We start from the raw sequence: 14,424 nt of genomic DNA, 5'->3' as shown, positions 1-14,424 counted from the left end.
TTAATGACACATGACAAGTAAATTAAATATTAGCCAGGCAAGCCATCGGTGGGTAATCCTGGCAATTCGCCACCCAATGCGTCGGCGCCGGATGAAATGCCACTGCTGAGTGTACCCAGCAAATCACCTTCGGGAATTTCGGGCAGGCCTGAACCGCCAGCGCCTTGAAGTGCAGATTGCAAGGTGTCTGCGCCGCCTAAAATACCGTCGACCAAATCGGCCAGCCCGCCTTCAACCTCGGCAGGAAGAGCGGGTGTGCCACCACCCAAGCTGTCCAGGTTGGGAATCTCGGTGCCCATTTGGCTCAGTACACCTTCCAGTACATTGTCGATTTCAACAGCAACATCTCTCAAACCCTGCAGCAATTGATCGTAGGGCTCTACCTGTTCGCTGATAGGTTGTGTAATGTCATCGGCCAAATCAACCACGCTGGTCACCAAGCCACCATCTGTTGGGTCAACATTGGGCAGTGCGGAAATCAGTGTATCCAGGCCAAGGTCAGTATTCACAGCTTCTGAAAGCGGGTTGGTAATCGGGCTTAGTGGTTCGCCCAACGGTGTTTGGTTAACGCCATCCACCAGTTGTTGTACAAGGTCTGCCTGCGGTGTGCCTTCCCCAGTGGTGGCAACCAAAGCATCGTGCACGTTTTCAAGTACACCCAAACCTGTTTGCTCCACTGCAACTGCAATGTTGTCAGGAGTCGATTCAGGGTTGTTCTGGCTGTTTTGTACAGCATCCTGAATTGGCTGAAGAATGCTTTGCTGCAAGTTGTCCTGAGTCAGGTTTTCAGTGGCAAATTCTTCGAGACTTTGTGGGCTGTCTTGAGTAGAAAACTCGCCAGCACCAACGCCCCCAAGGCCACCACTGCCAGCGTTGCTGGCGCCTGTGCTGGTACCCGTTCCAGCATCGCTGCTTCCAGAGTCGCCAGAACCACCTGCGAGGAATGCGCCGGCTGCCACAGCGCCTGCACCAGCCAAGCCGCCACTGCCTGCACCAAGAAGGCCGGCACCAAACAGGCCAGCCACGGCACCGCCCTCGGCTGCGGCGGAATTCTCGGCCAGTTCGGTAGTGAACTCGAAACATTCACCGTCTTCAAGCACCACGATTTGCTGCTGGCCATTGGCACCTGTTTGTTCACCCAGTGTCAGCTTGCCATTGGCGGTCATAACACCCGCCGCAGGAATTTGCCCTTCAGTTCCGGGAAACTCGAGCGCCAAACGTCCGGTTGCGCCTGTGACCACTTCATCACCCGGCAGCAGATAGTCGCCTGCCTTTACAGCCACTGTTTCACCGTTGCGGCTTACGTTGACTTCGCCTTCAAGGTCTTTGATCAATGCTTGGGGTGCGGCCATGGGTTTGCTCCTGAATTGTTGGATTTGTGTTTAACATCCGTCAATTTTGCTAGTACGCCAATTTTTTAATCCTCCAATTAGGGGGAGGGTTCTACCCTCTATTGGTGAATTTATAATTGACAATGACTGTTGTCAGATATACATTCACACAAGCAAAATTTTTCTGAAAAGGTTCCAGGCATGAGTGAATACACGGTGGTCATCATTGGCAGTGGTTTCGGTGGGCAGTGCGCGGCAATTAATTTGAAAAAACGTGGCATTGAAGATTTCATCATGCTCGAGCGCCGGGACTTCATGGGGGGCACCTGGTGCCAAAATTCGTACCCTGGCGCCGCCGTTGATGTTCAATCGCTGTTGTATTCAATTGAAAGCGAACCTTACGACTGGAGCCAAATGTTTGCTGAAGGTGCAGAACTTCAGCAATACACCGAGCACGTGATCACCAAGCATGGCCTGCGTGAGAAAACCCGTACCAACAGCAATGTGCAGCGCACCGAGTGGCACGAGAACGAACAACGCTGGCATGTACATTTGCAAACAGGCGATGTGATCAAGGCGCAGTTTGTGATTAACGCTTCTGGCCCCTTGAGTACACCCGTGATTCCGAACTTCAAGGGACGCGATACATTCAAAGGAAAGACTTTTCACACCAATGCCTGGGATCAGCAATACAACCACAAAGGCAAACGCGTCGCCATTATTGGCAGTGGTGCCAGCGCGGCACAGGTGATCCCCGCCATTGCACCTGAAGTAGGGCATTTGCATGTATTCCAACGCTCGCCCCATTGGGTACTGCCGCGACCAGACCGTGTATTCAAGCCCTGGCAGCGCGCTTTGCTGAAAGTGGAGCCCATTCGCAAACTGGCTCGGTCAGCAATTTATTGGGGATTGGAAAGCCGTGTTATTGCATTCAAGTACTCTGACTTCGCATTGAAGAATATTGCGCAGCGCGAGGCACTGCACCACATCAAGAAGCAGATTAAAGACCCTGCACTGCGTAAGAAAGTAACACCCGATTTCACCATTGGCTGCAAACGGATTATTTTAAGCAACACGCTGTACCCCGCTTATTGCCGCCCCAACGTAAGCTTGCACGACAAGACCGACGGCATTGCCGAGATCAATGAAACCGGCATCAAGACACTAAGCGGCGAGCAGATTGAGCTGGACTGCATTGTGTATTCCACGGGTTACGATGCCACTGACGGTGTAATTTCCTACCCGGTGGTGGGCAAGGGCGGCACAAAACTGGCCGATGTGTGGAATGAGTTTCCACGCGCTTATTTGGGCACCACTGTGCCGCAGTTTCCCAACCTGTTTATCGTGACTGGTCCGAATACCGGTATTGGGCATACCTCAGCAATTTTTGTGATTGAAGCGCAGATGCATTACATCATGCGTGCCATTGCTGAAGTGAAAGCGAAAAAAGCCGCTGCCATTGAGGTGAAGCCACAAGCCGAAGAGCGCTACACCACCCACATTCACAGCGAGATGGAAAAAACCGTTTGGAAACGCGGTGGTTGTACCAGTTGGTACAAAAGCAAAAGCGGCCATGTGGTGGCCATGTTTCCCGGCTTCAGTTACACATACCTGCGAATGGCCAGGAATTTCAAGATGAATGACCATGTGTTGCAGGCACCTTTGGCACAGCAGCAGCCCTTACACTCCGATGAATCTGCATTGCTTACAGAAGGAGCTGCAGCATGAAGAATTTCAAAGACAAAGTGGTGGTGATTACCGGTGCAGGTTCAGGTATGGGGCGTTCGTACGCGCTGATGTTTGCCAAACTTGGCAGTAAAGTTGCTCTGTGTGATTACGATGAAAAAGGTTTGAAAGAAACCGAGAAACTGGTCATGCAAGCGGCCAATGTGCAGGTGTATGCCGAGAAGCTTGATGTGTCGAACAAGGCGGGGGTGTATGCATTTGCCCAAGCAGTGAAAGCAGCGCTGGGCAATGCACATGTGATTATCAACAACGCGGGTGTTAGCGGAGAAGGTCGCCCAGTGTGGGCCTTGAGTGACGACAGCTATGAGCGCGTCATGGGCATTAATTTCTGGGGTGTGGTGCATGGCACGCGCGCATTCTTGCCGCAACTATTGGCCAACGGCGAGGGCGCTGTCGTGAATGTGTCGAGTATTTTTGGTTTGGTGGGCACACCGAGCAATTCAGATTACTGCGCCAGCAAATTTGCAGTGCGTGGGTTTACAGAATCGCTGATGGTTGAGCTTTCAAACAGCAAGGTGCAGGTGCATTTGGTGCACCCAGGAGGTATCAACACCAATATTGCCAGCAAGCCGGAGCACGAAAAATTTGCCAAAAAATTTCTGACCACGCCGCCCGATGAAATTTGCGAGTATGTGTTGAAATGCATCAAGAAAAACGAGCCGCGCATTGTGTATGGAAACAATGCTGCGCGTGTGTGGTTGGGCTCGCGCCTGGTGCCGTTCAAGCGCATGCGCCACATTCTTTGGCAACAAATGGGGCGCACGCTGAACGCTGAAGATTACAAAGGCATACAGATTAAGTAAGCCTGGTCATGTTTACACCACCAGGTAACCGCCATCCACATTGATGCAGGCACCGGTGGTGTAACTTGAAGCCTCGGAGGCGAGATACAGCACAGTACCCGCCATTTCGCTGGGCTGTGCAACCCGGTTCATGGGTACATGTTGCAGCAGCGCGCTGCGAATGGCATCGTTGTGTACCAAGGCCGATGCAAATTTGGTGTCGGTTGCACCGGGCAGCAGCGCATTCACACGCACCTTCATGGGCGCGCATTCTTTGGCAAAAGCTTTGGTCATTGAAATGACTGCGGCTTTTGTAATCGAATAAATACCCTGGTAGAGGCCGGGAATAACGCCATTGACAGAAGCCACATTGATAATGCTGCCACCGCCATTCTTGCCCATCAGTTTGCAGCCGTGGCTGCTCATGTAAAAGTAGCCCCGAATGTTCACATCGCAGGTTTTTTGAAAGGCGGCCAGGTCGGTGTCGTAAATTGGCCCGAAGTGTGGGTTGGTCGCCCCGTTGTTCACCAAAATATCCAGCTTCCCGAATTTTGCTTCAATTTGTTGGTACAGCGCCTCAATCTGGTCCATCTCGCCCAAATGGCAGGCCATGGGCACAGCTTTCAGGCCATCTGCTTGAAATTGCGCAGCAATTTGTTCGCAAGCCTCCTGTTTTCTGCTGGAAATAATCACCGTGGCACCCTTGCTTGCCAGCAATTCTGCACAGGCCAGGCCAATTCCTCGGGTCGCGCCCGTGACCAAAGCCACCTTATCTTGTAAATTGAACAAATCAGTTGTTGTTTTCACATCGTCTCCTTGCAGGCATTTTCTAATTGTTTTTCATCTGAAAAGGTAACATCGCATGGGCTCGGAATTTGAGCAAGACGGTAAGCATGTTTTTGTATATGGATCACTGATGTATTTGCCGGTTTGGGGGCAAGTGGTGCGGGGTGTTTATCCCTGTTTGAATGCCATTGCCAAAGGGCATCAACGCCATGCTGTGCCTGGTGAAACTTACCCGGCCATGGTGCCAAACCCGAGCGCGCAAGTGCAGGGTTTGGTGTGGCTGAATGTGTTGCCAGAGGATGTCAAGAATCTTGATGCCTTCGAGGGGCCTGAATATGAGCGCCGAGAAATTGAGGTTGTGCTCAACACCAGTGGCGAAACCTTGAAAGCCGAGACCTACATTTGGTTGAACCAAGATGTATTGACTGATGAGTTGTGGAGTGTAACCCGGTTCGAGGCCGAGGGTATGCAGGCTTTTTTGAACAAACACGTGGGCAACTGGAACAGCACCGGGCAAAGAAAGTAACAACAAGAAAGGAGATAACCGCATGGGTTTTATCTTGGCCCTGGACCAAGGCACCACCAGTTCGCGCGCCATTGTGTTCAATGCGCAGGCGCAAGTGGTGGCCAGTTCCCAGCAAGAGTTTGAGCAAATTTTTCCAAGGGCAGGTTGGGTCGAGCACCGCCCCGAAGACATTTGGAACACGCAGTTGGCTTGTGCCCGAGGCGCGATTGAAAAAGCCGGGCTTAAACCCTCTGACATTGCTGGCATTGGCATTACCAACCAGCGCGAGACCACCGTGGTGTGGAATCGAAAAACCGGCAAACCCGTTTACAACGCCATTGTGTGGCAAGACCGCCGCACGGCTGCATATTGCGACAAGTTGCGCGAGCAGGGCAAGGCTGCCCTGATTCGCCGCAGTACCGGGCTGGAGCTGGATTCTTATTTTTCAGCCACGAAAGTGAACTGGATCTTGAACAATCTACCGGGTGCCCGTGCGCAAGCTGAAGCCGGCGAACTGGCTTTTGGAACTGTGGACAGTTGGCTGATGTGGAACCTGACAGGTGGTGCAGTTCATGCAAGCGATGTCAGCAATGCATCGCGCAGCATGTTGTTGAACATCAAAACACTGAAGTGGGATTCTGAGTTGCTTGAGTTGTTTGACATACCGCCGAGCATGTTGCCACAGGTGTGTGAATCAAGCGGTGAAATTGCGCGATGTGATCCCGCGGTGTTGGGCGCAGCCATTCCAATCGCAGGTGTTGCCGGTGATCAGCAGGCAGCCACGTTTGGGCAAACTGCGTTCAAACCTGGTGAAGCCAAAAATACATATGGCACTGGCTGCTTTATGTTGATGAACACCGGCACTGAAGTGGTTGAAAGCCACAACCGCCTGCTGACCACGGTGGGTTGGCAGGTGAATGGCCGAACCAGTTACATGCTGGAAGGCAGTGTATTCATGGGTGGTGCGGTGGTGCAGTGGCTGCGCGATGGTTTGGGCATTATCGAAAAATCGGCCGATGTTCAGGCGCTAGCCGCCAGTGTGCCAAGCACAGATGGCGTGTGCATGGTGCCGGCATTTGCAGGCCTGGGCGCTCCCCACTGGGACCCGTATGCTCGTGGCACCCTGGTGGGCATGACCCGCGGCACTAACAAGGCGCACATCGCACGCGCGGCACTGGAAAGCATTGCCCTGCAAACAGTGGATTTGGTTCAGGCCATGCAGCGCGATGGCGCAAAACCGCTCAGTGAACTGCGTGTGGATGGTGGTGCGTCGAACAACAATTTATTGATGCAAATTCAGGCCGATTTGTTGGGTGTACCGGTGGTGCGCCCCACAGTAACTGAAACCACCGCTTTGGGTGCTGCTTATTTGGCAGGCCTTGCTGTGGGTGTGTTTGACACGGAGGAAAGCTTGTTGGCCAACTGGAAAGTGGATGCACGGTTTGAACCCAAAATGAGTATTGATGAACGCGGTGCACTGCTTGATCGCTGGCACCGCGCGGTAGAACGTTCCAAAGGATGGGCAGATGCTTAGTCGCAAGAAGCACCTTGAAACACTGAAACTCAAGGCACAAGCGCAGTATGAATGGGACGTAATTGTAATTGGCGGTGGTGCTACAGGCTTGGGCAGCGCAGTGGATGCTGCCAGCCGTGGTCTGAAAGTACTATTGCTAGAAGGCCATGACTTTGCCAAGGGCACCAGCTCAAGAGCCACCAAGTTGGCCCATGGCGGCGTGCGTTACCTGGCGCAGGGTAATTTCAGTTTGGTGAAAGAGGCCCTTGAAGAACGTGGCCGCATGTTGGTGAATGCTCCCAACCTGGTTAAGCCCTTGGCTTTTGTCATTCCAGTGCGCAATGTATTCCAGAAATTTTTTTACTGGATAGGCCTGAAAATGTACGACATGCTGGCGGGCAAGTTGGGTGTTGGCCCCACCACCATGATGAAGAAAAATGAGGTATTGCGTGCAGTACCCACTATTTCTCAGCAGAAATTGCACGGGGGAGTGCGCTATTTTGATGCGCAATTTGATGATGCGCGCTTGGCTATTGCCTTGATGAAAACGCTGCACAAGTTGGGTGGCCTCGCGATTAACTACATGCCAGTCACTGGCTTTGTGAAAACTGCTGAGAAAATTAATGGTGTGCAAGCCCGCGATGAATTCAGCGGCGAGTCTTTTACTTTCAAAGCCAAAGCAGTAATCAATGCCACTGGTGTGTGGGTGGACGATCTTCGCAGATTGGACTTGCCAGATTCAAAACCCATGTTGAGCCCCAGCCAAGGCGTTCATGTGGTGGTTGACCAGCACTTTTACCCAGCCAAGGAAGCCTTGCTGGTGCCCAAAACCAGCGATGGCCGTGTGTTGTTTGTGGTGCCCTGGTTGGGAAAAACCTTGATTGGCACCACAGACACGCCCCGCAAAGACTCACCTTGGGAACCCGATGCCTTGCCCGAGGAAGTCGATTTTATTTTGAAAACGGCGGGCCAATACCTGGCCAACGCGCCCACGCGCGCCGATGTTCGCAGCGTGTTTGTTGGGTTACGACCATTGGTGAGTGCGGGGGGCGAGAAGCAAAATACCAAGAGTATTTCTCGTGAGCACACAGTGATTACCGCGCCTAGCGGATTGGTGACGATCACTGGTGGCAAATGGACCACTTATCGCAGTATGGCGGAGGAGGTGGTTGATTTGGTGTGTGAACAACAGGGCTGGGTTAACAAGCCAACCCGTACCCGCTACTTGCGTCTTGAAGACGACCTTCCCATGCGAAAGCCCGGTTCTGCCATTCATGAAAATCTTGATTTGAATGAAGCGGAGATTGCGCAGGCTGTGCTGGAAGAAATGGCAGTGACCATTGAAGATGTATTGGCTCGCCGAAGCAGGGCGCTTTTTCTGGACAGCCAGGCTGCCTTGGCCTGTATGAATGAGGTGCGGTTTGTGTTGCAAAACGAGTTGCGTTATAGCGATGAGGAGCTGGACCGTCAGGAGGATGAGTTCCGCAGGCTGGTGGCCCAATACAGCCTGCGCGCAGATTGTTAAAGTTTTTTTTTAAAAAGAGCAGGCATGCCCTTGCACAACGGTATTGTTTGGGGCATAATCTCGCTTCTTCACAGCGGCTGTAGCTCAGTTGGATAGAGTACTTGGCTACGAACCAAGGGGTCGTGGGTTCGAATCCTGCCAGCCGCACCAAATTAAAAAACCCTCGCTCAAAAGGCGAGGGTTTTTTGTTATTCAGGCTCTAAAAAAACAAATGTTCTCAATACCCGTCATCGTTGTTGCCATTTTCTTTATCGGCGCAGGCATTCTGCATTTTGTGCTGCTGGATTTTTTCTCCAGTATCGTGCCTCCGTATTTCACCAATCCGGAAGCTCTCGTCAAAATTAGTGGTGTCTTTGAAATTTTGGGTGGCATTGGCATTCTGATTGAACGCACCCGCCAGTGGGCTGCGTATGGGTTGATTGCGCTTTGTGTGGCTGTGCTACCCGCCAACATTCACATGGCCATGCACCCGGATCAATTTGCCGATATTCCCGTGGTTCTTCTGTATTTGCGCTTGCCTTTGCAGGCTTTGGTGATCTGGGTCATCTGGAAGGCCGGTCAAAGCAGACACTTCCAAAAATAGAATAATGATTACAGTTCTCTGCGGTACACTTTAAAAAAATACAACGCAGAGGAGACGAAAACAATGTTGAAGCCAGGTCTGATGATGAAGCAGGAAATGCTGCTTTCTTCAATTTTGGTGCATGCCGAACGTTTTTACGGCTGGCAAGAAGTAGTGAGCCGCAGGGTTGAAGGTGACTTGCACCGAATCACTTTCAAGGCCATGGCAGCACGTGCCAGGCAACTTGCCAATGCATTGCAAGCCTTGAACATTCAGCAGGGCGAGAACATTGCCACGATTGCGTGGAACAGTCATCGCCACATCGAAGTTTATTATGCCGTGGCGGGCATGGGGGCGATTACTCACACCTTGAACCCCAGATACACGCCTCAGCAGTTGATTTACATTATCAACCACGCACAAGACTCCACCATCTTTTTCGACCTCACCTTTGCGCCACTGATCAAGGCGATCGCTCCGCATTGCCCCAGCGTTAAAAACTGGATTTTGTTGATTGATGAAAACAAAATGCCCGCAGAATCGCCCGTGGCCGGTTTGTTGAATTACGAAACCTTGCTCAAGGCGCAAAACGATGACTATGTGTGGCCTGAATTTGATGAAAATTCAGCTTGCACCCTGTGTTACACCTCCGGCACCACGGGCAATCCAAAAGGCATTCTGTATTCGCACCGGTCCACCATGTTGCACGCCATGATGTCCAATTGCGCGGATGCAATTGCGTTGACCCGAAAGGACACTTTATTGCCCGTTGTGCCCATGTTTCATGTGAATGCTTGGGGCTTGCCCTATGCCGCGTTGATGACAGGCTGCAAACTGGTCATGCCTGGTCCGCAACTGGATGGCCCTTCTATTTTCAGTTTGCTGGAAAGCGAGAAGGTAACCGTGGCCGCGGGCGTACCGACCATTTGGCTGGGTTTGATCAATCACATGAAGCAAAACGGACTGACGTTCAGTACCTTGAAACGCTCGCTGGTGGGTGGCTCGGCCGTGCCCGTCAGTTTGATCAAAGAATTTGACGAAATGGGTGTGGAGCTGATGCAGGGTTGGGGCAGCACAGAAATGTCGCCCTTGGGTACAGTTTCCAAACTGAGCGGTGATGAGCGCAGTTTGCCCAAACAGGAGCAATACGAGATTGTCGCCAAGCAAGGGCGCACCATTTTTGGCGTGGACATGAAATTGCTGGCTGAAGATGGCACTGAATTGCCCTGGGATTTTGAGCAAAGCGGCGAGTTGCATGTGCGTGGCCACTGGGTATTGCACGAGTACTACGGTGGTGATGGTGCAAAAGCCTTCAGCCACGATGCCACGGGGAAACGCTGGTTTGCCACCGGGGATGTAGCCCGTATGGCGCCGGACGGCTTGATGCAAATTACTGATCGCACCAAAGACGTGATCAAGTCGGGCGGGGAGTGGATCAGTTCAATTGATCTTGAAAACATTGCCATGTCTCACCCGGCGGTGCTTCAGTCTGCGGTGATCGCCATTCCCCATGAAAAGTGGAACGAGCGCCCCCTGCTGATTGTTGTGAAAAGGCCTGGTGCAGAAGTCAGCAAACAAGACATTCTGAATTTCTATGAAGGCCGTATTACCAAAATGCACATTCCCGACGATGTTGAGTTTGTAGACGCCATGCCGATTGGCGCAACTGGCAAGGTGCAGAAGTCAGAACTTCGGGAAAAGTTCAAAGGTCTGACATTCCGGTCAGTCTGAATTACTTCGACGCCTTGGGGCCCCACAATTCCTCAAGGCGTTTGTCACGCCCACAGCCGTTGCGGTAATAGCCGTAGCGAACGGGGTTTTTAATATAGTAGTCTTGGTGGTATTCCTCAGCGGGATAAAATTTCACCACCGGTGCAACTTCCGTGTAAATGGTTTTGAATTTGCCAGTGGCCTGTAGTTTGGCTTTGCTGGCTTCAGCAATTTTTTTCTGTTCCTCATTCAGGTAATAAAACCCGCTTCGGTATTGGGTGCCACCATCGCAAAACTGGCGGTTTTTCACGGTGGGGTCGATGGTTTTCCAGAAGTACTCTACCAACTGGCTGTAGCTTACTTTGGTGTCGTCGTAAGTCACTTCAACCACCTCGGTGTGGTCCGTGCGGCCGGCACTTACTACCTTGTAATCCGGGTCTTTGTATTGCCCACCGGCGTAGCCCGAAATTGTTTTCAACACGCCAGGCACTTTGTCAAAGTCAGCCTCGGTGCACCAAAAGCAGCCGCCTCCAAACACCGCGGTTTTTGTTTCAGCCTGTGCGCCTGTCGCAGCAAGCAAGCCCAAGGCTACGGCTAATGTTGTTTTGAGTTTCATATATGTCATTTTTTTACGCCTTGCGCACTGCGGGTAATGTTTGACCTTCGGGAACGAAAGCCAATGCCAGGCCGTTGTTGCAATATCGCTTGCCGGTCGGGGCAGGGCCGTCGTCAAACACATGGCCCTGGTGGCCGCCACAATTGCTGCAGTGGTATTCGGTGCGCGGCAAAATCAATTTGTAATCGGTTTTGGTATTCAATGCGCTTTTGTTGGCATCAAAAAAACTGGGCCAGCCTGTTCCACTGTCGTATTTGTACTGGGAGGGGAACAGAGGCAAATTGCATGCTGCGCACACATAGGTGCCTTTGCGTTTCTCGTCGTTCAAGGGGCTGGAGAACGGGCGTTCAGTGGCCTCTTTGAACAACACGTTGTACTGGTCTTTCTTGATGATTTTCAGCCATTCGGCTTCGGTTTTGTTCAGTTTGTTCATGCTGGCAATTGCACTCATGGGTTTTGTGATCATCAGTCCTGCGCCGAATACGGCAAGTCCTGCTAACAGGGTACGACGTTGCATGTTTGTGTTTCCTTTTTCAATCACTCAATCAATATTCAACTGCACTGGCTCAAAGCCCTTGGTGCATTCAATGCCTGAAGCACAGTATTGGATTCATTGTTCTCAACAATAACGCCTAGTCCTACATTACTCTGGTTCCAGTCGGCTGGCAGTGTGTGCCTGAACACCTGTATTCTGGATCCGGGGGATACCTTTTTCGCATCGCTCAGGTACCGAACCACCCGATCATGCTTCAATAGCTCTCCCCGATTTTCTCCCGCTTTCACTTGTTGGCTTAAACCGTCTTCGTAGAAGGCCACGTATACGCGTCCACCGGAATAGCGCTCATCCAGCCATTCGGTTTTTACCTGAACTTCGACCTGATTGGCGGCCTTTCGTTCAAGCGAAACTTGCAGGCTCACGGGGGCTTTGTCTTGTTCCATCGCCGACAATCTCTGCGGAATAAGCCCTGCCTGGCCCCAGCGGCGAACTTCCCGGTTCGAGAATACATACTGCGGTGTGTAAATTTGACTTACATTTCCAGCCCGTTTGTGGGCGTATTGCCGCTCGGTGAATTGCTTTTTGGAGTAGGGGTCTTCCCAGCCAATGTAATTCCAGTAATCCACATGGAATGAAAGCGCCAGAATACTGCTTGATCGCTCTGGGGTAGTGAGTTGACTGCTTAACCATCGGTCGGCAGGCGGACAACTGCTACAGCCTTCTGAGGTGTAAAGCTCGGCGACAATCATGCGCTCAGCAGGGCTTGTCCAATTGCAGTTAACTTGCTGGCCCAAAGCAGGCGCAGAGCCAAGCCCAAGAAGAGCCAAAGCACCAGTGCCCGCCATGAAGTTCAAGCAATTTGTCATACAACCCTCCGCCTGCCGCGTTCTGTTCAGGAGAGTATTCGCCGGATTTCACCGAAAGGTTACATCGCGACTCCTAGCAAATTCTGCGATTGTTAACAAGTGTGGCAAGTCCTGTGGCTACTCCGACTAAGTGACCCGTGGGTAATTTACTTACCCTGTTAGAGTTAACCAGCCTCGACAAACCAAGTGTTGAGGCCAATTTCATAAAAACAGGAGAATGGGATGAAATTAAAAGCCTTGCTCGCGTCAGCCTTGCTGACCACTACCTTTGCCGTACACGCTCAAGACAAACCCGTGGTGCAGTTCATTGCTACGGGAGGCACCATTGCCATGAAAATTGATCCAGTGAAAAACGCACCCGTGCCGGCCATTTCAGGCGAAGACCTTTTGGCCACCGTGCCGGATGTGGGTAAGTACGCCAACATTCAGGTCAAGAGCTTGTCCAATGTGCCTTCTGACTATATGGACCCGCCACGTTGGGTACAGTTGACCAAGGAAGTTAATGCAGCCTTGGCTCGTCCTGAGGTTGCCGGTGTGATTGTTTCTCATGGTACCGATACGCTTGAGGAAACAGCATTTTGGTTGGACCTCACCGTGCGTTCAGATAAACCAGTGGTGTTGATCGGGGCGCAGCGAAATGCGTCGTCTTCTGATTTTGACGGCCCTCGCAATTTGCTGAATGCAGTGCGCATCGCCGTGGATGCACAGTCCAAAAACAAGGGCGTGATGCTGGCCATGAATAATCAGATCAATGCTGCGCGTTACGTGACCAAAACCCACACTCAGAATGTTGAAACCTTCCAAAGCGGTGCGTTTGGTTTGATTGGTGAGGTTTACCCAGACCGTGTCATGTACGCCACCACACCGCTGCGTCGCCAAACATTTCAGCTGGTAGATGGTCCCATGCCTGAAGTAGAAATTGTCGCCATGTATGGCGGTGCCACAGGTGCGGCTTTGCGCAATGCAGTTGATCGTGGTGTGAAGGGCATTGTGGTTCAGGCGTTGGGTATGGGCAATATGAACGTACCCATGTTTGAAGCGGTTCAATATGCCTTGTCGAAGAATGTACCCGTGGTGATCTCTACTCGAGTTCACCAAGGCCGCGTGATGGCGAACTACGGTTTTGTGGGCGGTGGTAAAACTACATTTGACGCGGGTGCAATTATGGCCGACGACTTGTCGCCTCAAAAAGCACGTATTTTGCTGATGCTGGCGATGCAATCGGGCATTAACAAAAAGGCTGACTTGCAGCCTTTGTTTGACCGATAAGTTGTAGCAATTCGTTCAGGCGATGTGAGCCACTGGAAATGTCATCTGAAACTGGGTGATTTCCAGTGCGGTGACCACATCGCCAATGTCTATATCGGGAAAGGCATTGCCCAGGTTTTGCAACACATGCACGTTGGCAAACCGGGCTTTGCCTTTCGCACTTGGGCTGTATAAAAATTCCTGACCTTGCCAGCGTTGACCCAGGGTTTTCATGAAACCTGGCACCAAACCCGTGTTGATCGTAAAGGAAAAGCCTTTGCCCCGATAAGCGAGGTCAAATTGAGGGATGCCATCTTGATGCAGGCTGATTTCCTGCAGATTTTCCGGGCCCTGTGCAACATCGAAGTTGCACAGGTTTTTCGGAATACCCCAATTGATTCGACCATTTTTCACACTGCTTGCACTGCTCACCACAATGTTGCTGATGGTCAACAGGCGTTTGCTCCCCAGCTTCTCGCTGAATTGCGCCGTGCCAGGAATGTACAGCAGTTCTTTGTAAGGGCCTGCATTGGAGTGCGTGTAGTCCACATACATCAACACGCTGACCGGGCACTTTAAGGAGTCGCGAATGTCCAGTGGGATACGCGCATCAGCCATCAGCTTTTCAGCTTTGCTGCGCATGACCACAATCAGGCCTTTACCGGTGAGTGTCCAAGGCGCAGGCACTTCTTCAAGGCCTGCGAACTCGTCAATGGTTGGATCAATTGAATTCAAGCT

At 51.8% G+C, this 14,424-nt stretch carries 14 protein-coding genes and 1 tRNA gene; 9 read left to right on the top strand and 6 right to left on the bottom strand.

The window, feature by feature from the left end:
* Positions 1-29 precede the first annotated feature (29 nt).
* Entirely contained in the window at positions 30-1,352 is a 1,323-nt protein-coding gene (locus BSZ31_RS14120; RefSeq protein WP_105029285.1) for a hypothetical protein, read from the bottom strand.
* 180 nt (positions 1,353-1,532) lie between these two features.
* Here BSZ31_RS14120 and BSZ31_RS14115 point away from each other — a divergent pair, with 180 nt between their 5' ends.
* Positions 1,533-3,059: an NAD(P)/FAD-dependent oxidoreductase gene (locus BSZ31_RS14115; RefSeq protein ID WP_105029284.1), complete on the top strand. Its 1,527-nt coding sequence runs from the start codon at positions 1,533-1,535 to the stop codon at positions 3,057-3,059.
* The gene (locus BSZ31_RS14110; protein WP_105029283.1) at positions 3,056-3,880 is read left to right on the top strand and encodes an SDR family oxidoreductase; all 825 of its coding nucleotides are present in this window, start codon (positions 3,056-3,058) and stop codon (positions 3,878-3,880) included. The genes BSZ31_RS14115 and BSZ31_RS14110 overlap by 4 nt, the downstream gene beginning before the upstream one ends.
* A gap of 12 nt (positions 3,881-3,892) precedes the next feature.
* Here the strand turns inward: BSZ31_RS14110 and BSZ31_RS14105 are convergent, their stop codons facing one another.
* Complete coding sequence (locus tag BSZ31_RS14105; RefSeq protein ID WP_105029282.1) at positions 3,893-4,666, bottom strand: SDR family oxidoreductase; 774 nt, start codon at positions 4,664-4,666, stop codon at positions 3,893-3,895.
* 55 nt (positions 4,667-4,721) lie between these two features.
* On the opposite strand from BSZ31_RS14105, the gene BSZ31_RS14100 reads away from it, so the two are divergent.
* The 6 genes from BSZ31_RS14100 to BSZ31_RS14075 all read left to right on the top strand — a co-directional run bounded on the left by BSZ31_RS14100 (position 4,722) and on the right by BSZ31_RS14075 (position 10,481).
* The gene (locus tag BSZ31_RS14100; RefSeq protein ID WP_105029281.1) at positions 4,722-5,171 is read left to right on the top strand and encodes a gamma-glutamylcyclotransferase family protein; all 450 of its coding nucleotides are present in this window, start codon (positions 4,722-4,724) and stop codon (positions 5,169-5,171) included.
* Positions 5,172-5,193: 22 nt separating this feature from the next.
* Complete coding sequence (gene glpK / locus BSZ31_RS14095) at positions 5,194-6,684, top strand: glycerol kinase GlpK (protein ID WP_105029280.1); 1,491 nt, start codon at positions 5,194-5,196, stop codon at positions 6,682-6,684.
* On the top strand, positions 6,677-8,188 hold the full coding sequence (locus BSZ31_RS14090) for a glycerol-3-phosphate dehydrogenase/oxidase (protein ID WP_105029279.1): 1,512 nt from the start codon (positions 6,677-6,679) through the stop codon (positions 8,186-8,188). Before glpK ends, BSZ31_RS14090 begins: the two co-directional genes overlap by 8 nt.
* A gap of 73 nt (positions 8,189-8,261) precedes the next feature.
* Positions 8,262-8,338: transfer RNA gene (locus tag BSZ31_RS14085), tRNA-Arg, on the top strand.
* Between the two features lie 61 nt (positions 8,339-8,399).
* Positions 8,400-8,771, top strand: coding sequence for a DoxX family protein (locus BSZ31_RS14080; protein WP_105029278.1), 372 nt, complete (start codon positions 8,400-8,402; stop codon positions 8,769-8,771).
* Between the two features lie 63 nt (positions 8,772-8,834).
* Positions 8,835-10,481, top strand: coding sequence for a 3-(methylthio)propionyl-CoA ligase (locus tag BSZ31_RS14075; protein ID WP_105029277.1), 1,647 nt, complete (start codon positions 8,835-8,837; stop codon positions 10,479-10,481).
* Between the two features lies 1 nt (position 10,482).
* Here the strand turns inward: BSZ31_RS14075 and msrA are convergent, their stop codons facing one another.
* The 3 genes from msrA to BSZ31_RS14060 are packed head-to-tail and all read right to left on the bottom strand — an operon-like array spanning position 10,483 to position 12,438.
* Positions 10,483-11,085 (bottom strand): peptide-methionine (S)-S-oxide reductase MsrA, encoded by a 603-nt coding sequence (gene msrA, locus BSZ31_RS14070; RefSeq protein ID WP_105029276.1) that lies wholly within the window; start codon positions 11,083-11,085, stop codon positions 10,483-10,485.
* Between the two features lie 4 nt (positions 11,086-11,089).
* A complete protein-coding gene (gene msrB / locus BSZ31_RS14065) occupies positions 11,090-11,593 on the bottom strand; it encodes a peptide-methionine (R)-S-oxide reductase MsrB (protein ID WP_105029891.1) in 504 nt (167 codons plus the stop codon).
* Positions 11,594-11,628: 35 nt separating this feature from the next.
* Positions 11,629-12,438: a thioredoxin family protein gene (locus BSZ31_RS14060; RefSeq protein ID WP_105029275.1), complete on the bottom strand. Its 810-nt coding sequence runs from the start codon at positions 12,436-12,438 to the stop codon at positions 11,629-11,631.
* Between the two features lie 222 nt (positions 12,439-12,660).
* On the opposite strand from BSZ31_RS14060, the gene BSZ31_RS14055 reads away from it, so the two are divergent.
* On the top strand, positions 12,661-13,707 hold the full coding sequence (locus tag BSZ31_RS14055) for an asparaginase (RefSeq protein WP_105029274.1): 1,047 nt from the start codon (positions 12,661-12,663) through the stop codon (positions 13,705-13,707).
* A gap of 15 nt (positions 13,708-13,722) precedes the next feature.
* Here the strand turns inward: BSZ31_RS14055 and BSZ31_RS14050 are convergent, their stop codons facing one another.
* Entirely contained in the window at positions 13,723-14,421 is a 699-nt protein-coding gene (locus BSZ31_RS14050) for a hypothetical protein (RefSeq protein ID WP_105029273.1), read from the bottom strand.
* Positions 14,422-14,424 lie beyond the last annotated feature (3 nt).

Origin of the sequence: Limnobacter sp. SAORIC-690 (assembly GCF_002954425.1) — a bacterium.
In the GTDB taxonomy this organism is placed as follows: domain Bacteria; phylum Pseudomonadota; class Gammaproteobacteria; order Burkholderiales; family Burkholderiaceae_B; genus Limnobacter; species Limnobacter profundi.
This window is presented reverse-complemented; position numbering and strand designations above follow the sequence as displayed.

Excerpts from the sequence above, each read along its gene's own strand:
- BSZ31_RS14090 (WP_105029279.1), top strand. The coding sequence starts at position 6,677 with ATGCTTAGTCGCAAGAAGCACCTTGAAACACTGAAACTCAAGGCACAA.
- BSZ31_RS14060 (WP_105029275.1), bottom strand. The coding sequence starts at position 12,438 with ATGACAAATTGCTTGAACTTCATGGCGGGCACTGGTGCTTTGGCTCTT.
- BSZ31_RS14080 (WP_105029278.1), top strand. The coding sequence starts at position 8,400 with ATGTTCTCAATACCCGTCATCGTTGTTGCCATTTTCTTTATCGGCGCA.
- BSZ31_RS14110 (WP_105029283.1), top strand. The coding sequence starts at position 3,056 with ATGAAGAATTTCAAAGACAAAGTGGTGGTGATTACCGGTGCAGGTTCA.
- glpK (WP_105029280.1), top strand. The coding sequence starts at position 5,194 with ATGGGTTTTATCTTGGCCCTGGACCAAGGCACCACCAGTTCGCGCGCC.
- BSZ31_RS14055 (WP_105029274.1), top strand. The coding sequence starts at position 12,661 with ATGAAATTAAAAGCCTTGCTCGCGTCAGCCTTGCTGACCACTACCTTT.
- BSZ31_RS14115 (WP_105029284.1), top strand. The coding sequence starts at position 1,533 with ATGAGTGAATACACGGTGGTCATCATTGGCAGTGGTTTCGGTGGGCAG.
- BSZ31_RS14120 (WP_105029285.1), bottom strand. The coding sequence starts at position 1,352 with ATGGCCGCACCCCAAGCATTGATCAAAGACCTTGAAGGCGAAGTCAAC.
- msrA (WP_105029276.1), bottom strand. The coding sequence starts at position 11,085 with ATGACATATATGAAACTCAAAACAACATTAGCCGTAGCCTTGGGCTTG.
- BSZ31_RS14100 (WP_105029281.1), top strand. The coding sequence starts at position 4,722 with ATGGGCTCGGAATTTGAGCAAGACGGTAAGCATGTTTTTGTATATGGA.
- BSZ31_RS14075 (WP_105029277.1), top strand. The coding sequence starts at position 8,835 with ATGTTGAAGCCAGGTCTGATGATGAAGCAGGAAATGCTGCTTTCTTCA.
- msrB (WP_105029891.1), bottom strand. The coding sequence starts at position 11,593 with ATGCAACGTCGTACCCTGTTAGCAGGACTTGCCGTATTCGGCGCAGGA.